General features: G+C 63.4%; 5 protein-coding genes. All 5 read left to right on the forward strand.

Annotated features, from left to right (window positions below; translation table 11 throughout):
* Window positions 1-489 precede the first annotated feature (489 nt).
* The 5 genes from ACFYP3_RS36980 to ACFYP3_RS37000 all read left to right on the forward strand — a co-directional run bounded on the left by ACFYP3_RS36980 (window position 490) and on the right by ACFYP3_RS37000 (window position 4720).
* On the forward strand, window positions 490-840 hold the full coding sequence (locus ACFYP3_RS36980) for a hypothetical protein (RefSeq protein WP_388842450.1): 351 nt from the start codon (window positions 490-492) through the stop codon (window positions 838-840).
* A 208-nt stretch (window positions 841-1048) separates the two neighbouring features.
* On the forward strand, window positions 1049-1465 hold the full coding sequence (locus ACFYP3_RS36985; protein WP_388842452.1) for a response regulator: 417 nt from the start codon (window positions 1049-1051) through the stop codon (window positions 1463-1465).
* Between the two features lie 211 nt (window positions 1466-1676).
* Window positions 1677-1805, forward strand: a complete 129-nt coding sequence (locus tag ACFYP3_RS36990) for a hypothetical protein (RefSeq protein ID WP_388842454.1) — start codon at window positions 1677-1679, stop codon at window positions 1803-1805.
* Window positions 1806-4002: 2197 nt separating this feature from the next.
* On the forward strand, window positions 4003-4350 hold the full coding sequence (locus ACFYP3_RS36995) for a hypothetical protein (RefSeq protein WP_388842456.1): 348 nt from the start codon (window positions 4003-4005) through the stop codon (window positions 4348-4350).
* Window positions 4244-4720: a DDE-type integrase/transposase/recombinase gene (locus ACFYP3_RS37000; protein WP_388842458.1), complete on the forward strand. Its 477-nt coding sequence runs from the start codon at window positions 4244-4246 to the stop codon at window positions 4718-4720. Before ACFYP3_RS36995 ends, ACFYP3_RS37000 begins: the two co-directional genes overlap by 107 nt.
* Window positions 4721-4812 lie beyond the last annotated feature (92 nt).

Genomic DNA, 4812 nt, shown 5'->3' on the forward strand with positions numbered 1-4812 from the left:
CGCGATCTCCCACAGCCCGTCTGGAACAATCCAACTCCACGTGCCCCGCCCCATACCGACGTCAACGACGCCTCACCACATAGGACACGGTCTAAATCCGCCCCTGACCACGGAATACATTCTCGCCCCCACAGGAAACATCGCAGGTTGCCTTCGTGATGAAAGTCTCTTGAACTGGTCACGACGGGGAGTTGCCTTGCCTCGGTGCGCTCGAGGCAAGCGGAGGTATAAAATCTCGCTCGCTGGCCAGGCCCGCGGCACATGGAAATCGTGAGATAGACCACCATTGCGTGAGAGCGCGGCCAGCCGGGCCGGAGGGGCGGAATCTGGAAAGCGCAAACAGTCTCGCATCAAGCCGCCCCTCCGAAGGGCCTGGGTTCGAACCTCACCTTACCCATCGACGATCACTCTCGCCCATTTGTTCGAAAAGCCTGCTCCTGCGGAAACAAATCGCTCGAGCCCACTGATGTCATCCCTTGGAAGGCTGCTGTGCTCCCGTTCCTGAATCTGGCTCTCAAGCAGGCGGCTCGCTCGACGTGCCGCTACCGGGTCGGAGCCGTTCTAGTCAAAGGCGGGCGGGTTCTCGGGCACTCATTCAACCGCCGCCGCAACTGTGCTCAGATCGACTTCAGGCATGCCACCCTGCATGCCGAAGAGGCTGTTCTGCGACGCAGCAAGACGCCGGGCGGTGCGACCCTTTACGTCGCGCGTCTCAGCCGGGCCGGGGCTCCGGCGCTGGCGCGGCCGTGTCCCCGCTGCCAGGAGGCTCTCGCAGCACATGGCGTGCTCCTGGCTCGCTACACCACAGGAGCCGGGGCTGGCACCCTGCGCCTGGTCTAGGCGTGTCTCCTTGGCCCTCGACAATCACAGATGGACACTGAGGCCGCAATCTTGAACTCGCGAGATGCGCGCGAAAGATTACAGAGAGCGATCACGAAGGCAGCTGCACCGGCGTTCGCAACCTCATATGTCCACGCAGTCCCCGCAGTCAGGGCTCCCAACGCGCGGAGCTCAAAGCGGGGTAGATTGCAGAAGGAAGGCCCAAGGTGTGAACAAGGATTTGAAGATCCTGATCATTGGTGACTCCCCTACCGGGCGGCGGACCACCAAAAGCCTCCTGAGAGACGCTGGCTACTCGAATACAGAAGAGGCGGACGGCGGTGCCACCGCACTGCCCATCCTCGAACGTGGCCGTTACGACTTTGTTATCACGGACTTGAACAAGCCAAGTATGAGCATTGACCTCCTCCAGAAGGTCCGGGCTCATGATCAGTTGGGTGCGCTGCCATTCCTCATGACAGTTGCCGAGGTGAAGAGAGAGCAGCTGGTCCCGGTTGAGCAGGCGGACGCTAATCACTTCATCACTAAGCCCCTCACCGCATCCGACCTGAAGGCGAAGATTGAGAAAATTTTCACCAAAGTCGAGTCGGCGGACCCAGCCGAGACCTGCCTCGTTGAAGGTTGATCAGGTGATCGGAATAGTGCCTCTTCCGAGTCAGTGCCGATATCATGCGACCACCGGATAGCGCCGCTAATGCCAGGCCGCTCCGGCCTGGCGAGGGCCTGAGCCAGCACCACCGTGGAGGCCATCGCATGTATCTCCTGTCGTAGCGAACTGATCCACACACAGCACACTTCAATTCTGTCCACGCCGTTCATTGGCGGATCAGTCTGCGATGGCTACGCACGACCAGTTCTCCATGGTCCGCAGCCACGCCGAGGTCCACTCCCTCACAGGCGATTCCTACCGTACGCGCGGCCGCAGCGACCTCTGCGGCCTCCCGGCCGCCAACAACGCCAACTAACACAACCGAACGAGAACCCGCCATGGCCCACGACTAAACGGCTCCCACTAGCCCAAAATTCAGACGCTGCCGGCACCATCCAGCCCCTGGCGGCGAAATAAGTACCTACTACCTGCCGCCCACCCGGTCTGACTCTCTGATGCTGTATCGATCAGTCCTGTGTCAGATCATGAGTAACTCAATAGTGGCGCCCAGGGCCTCCCCCGCACCGCCGCATATGTTTGGACGGTGTCCACCGACCAAAGCGGCAGCCCACACACACAACGCTCGACTGGGTTCACCAGCCAAGCACTCACTTGGCGAGTAAGATAGCCGCCTGACCAGCAGTGTGTTAGGACCCGTTGCATTCGCTCCCTGGATGGGGCCGCGGGGCGCCGGAAGTGCGGCGAGCACCCGCGGGCAACGGGGCGGGGTGCGCCGAGCGATTCTACGCCCAGGTGCAGAAGGGCCCCGTCGCGCGGGGGAAAGCACGGCGGGGCTCCCTGGGGAGCCACACCTCTCAAACTGACCGTGTCATCAGCGGTGGGCACGCCCTGAGCTCACGCTACGCTGGGAATGACTGGAATAACACCTCCGCGGGTAGCCGGTTTCAGGTGTTGAGGTAGCGACATTCCTCGCGACCGGGGTGGTGTACACAGCCTTTCCAATGGGCTCAGATCGTCTGGTGTTGTACGCGAAGCGGTAGGCGGTTAACCAATCGTGGGAGTCGATGAAAGCTTTCATCTGGCAGTCGTTCTAGACGTCAAAGTTGTCCCAGATGAGGACGATCGGTTTGCCGAGCTGCTGGTGAGCAGCGATCAGGAGGCCACGGCGCTCGGTCTCGGCGCAGCTCTTGTGGTGGGTGTGCCGTTGGGCCGGTAGCCCAGGCGGGTGCGCATCCCGGGTTTGCTGCAGGACGGGGCTGCGATGGAGAAACGGCGTTGGAGCTCTTACGTCCGCCCCGGTTGGCTGTCCGCTTGGGCCGACAGCCCTCGACGACCTGCTCGCCGGCCCTGGTCCAGGAACGAGGCGAGCTCGGCGCCATAGCTGCTGCCGACACCTTCTGGGGCCCAGCAGCGGCGGCCGGGATGTGCTGGCGGGCGAAGTCCAGCAGGCGCGGTACCCGCGGGCGTTCGCAGCGGCATCGGGGCTGTTCAGGACTGCAGCATCGATAGGACTTACGGCTGCCGCCGCGAGGGTGTCTCGGTGAGTATCGACGTGGATGACACTGGCGACTTGTCCTGCGAAGATGGCCACGTGGTCGTTCTCCTTGCTGGGCGGACGGCTGTCGTCGGCGCCGGCGCCGGTCAGGATGGCGTAACCGCGTGGCGGAAGTGTGATGAGTCACGCCGCAAGGCGGACAAGCTGCTGATCAAGCCAACAGGTGGGCCAGGGCGGCGTGGCCGAGGTCCGGCAGACATCTCAGGGGAACGACAGACAGCCCTGACGGGGCGCCGGTCATGTTTCGAGTCACGAACCATCGGCGTCGCGCCTGACATCAACCCATCCCGGGCCGCAGAGGAGCTCTCACAGTCATGTTTTTCGCGGTCCTGCAATGGGGCCGCTGTCCTGCGGCCCCAGTATGGCTGTTTCCCCTTCTGCCGAACGAATGACCTGGGGGGCAGTGTCGCCGGGCCCGGGTGCCGTCACAGACGCTGATGAGAGACCCGGCCACCGTCCGGTCCGTGCAATGCCGGTCAGTTCGCAGGCGGCATAACGTGGACGCGTGAGCACGGTGCAACCGCCGAGTCCGGCACAGTCGACACCTGCCTGAGGGTGCGATGCCCGACACCGAAGGCATAAGCCCGTCCGCAACCGGCTCAAACGCCTTCATCACCGGCTTGAACCGTTCTGACTTCCTTCTCTACGGGCCCCGTTGTGAGCCATCAGCGAGGATCGGAACACGTGCCCAAGAAGAAGACCTCGCACTTCGTAGCCAGGTTGTAACGTCTGGTGACGCATGACCGCTCGGAGTGCTCCACCGAGCGTGCTATCCAAGTTCAGGCCGCCGAATCGCTCGGCGTCTCTAGCGAGTCCGTGGGCCGCTGGGTGTCTCAGCACGAGATCGACACCGGTGCTGCAGCGGGCGTGACCAGCGACGAACGCGAGGAACTCAAGCGGTGTGGGCCGAGAACAAGCGGCTGCGCGAGGTCAACGAGGTGCTGAAGTCGGCGACGATTTTCTTCGCGGGGGAGCTCGACCCCCGAAACCGCTGATCGTGGCCTTCGTCGACCAGATGAAGAAGGTCGATCATGCCGTCGAGTCGATCCTCGTCGCCGTGAAAACCGCGGGACTGAAGATCGCGGCACGCACCTTACGAGCCTGGTGTGTCCCGGCCGGGCCGGCGAACGGACGCGCGGCCCGGGCCGTGAGCGATGCCCTGGTCGAGGACGCAGTCCGCGCGTTGGCCTTCGCCACCAACGCCGCCGGGCAGCGTGCGCTGGCTCCAGAAGGAATCTATGGCCGGCGCAAGATGCTGGCTCTCATCCGCCGAACCCGCGTTCCCGAGGCCGGTTTCGGGGCCGTCGACCGGGACATACGCTCACTCAGCCTGCTGGCGTCATGAGGGGCAACAGACCCAAAACAACCGTCTCCAACCCGGCCGGCACCCGGGCGGCAGACTTTTGAACAGGGACTTCACCGCTCCGGCTCCCGACCCGAAGTGGATCACGGACTTCACCACCTACGTCCGCACCTACCAGTCCTTCACCTACGTCGCGTTCGTCGTGGACTGCTTCTCCCAGAAGTTCGTGGGCTGGCACGCTTTCGTGAGGCGAGACGTGGAACGGGTCGACGTTCCAATCAGAACGGCGCTGTGGCGCCGCGGCCGCGAAGGGCACCCCCGGTCGGCCGGGACCAGCTCATATGTCAGTCCGACGCCGGGTCGCAAAATACGAGCGTGCGCTTCACCCAACATCTGCGGCTCGAAGGCATAAGACCGTGTCCTATGTGGTGAGGCGTCGTTGACGTCGGTATGGGGCGGGGCACGTGGAGTTGGATTGTTCCAGACGGGCTGTGGGAGATCGCG

The organism is Streptomyces sp. NPDC005533 (assembly GCF_042871845.1).
Taxonomy (GTDB): Bacteria; Actinomycetota; Actinomycetes; order Streptomycetales; family Streptomycetaceae; genus Streptomyces.

Coding starts and splice junctions, on each gene's coding strand:
- ACFYP3_RS36990 (WP_388842454.1), top strand. CDS start 1,677: ATGGCTACGCACGACCAGTTCTCCATGGTCCGCAGCCACGCCGAGGTC.
- ACFYP3_RS37000 (WP_388842458.1), top strand. CDS start 4,244: ATGGCCGGCGCAAGATGCTGGCTCTCATCCGCCGAACCCGCGTTCCCG.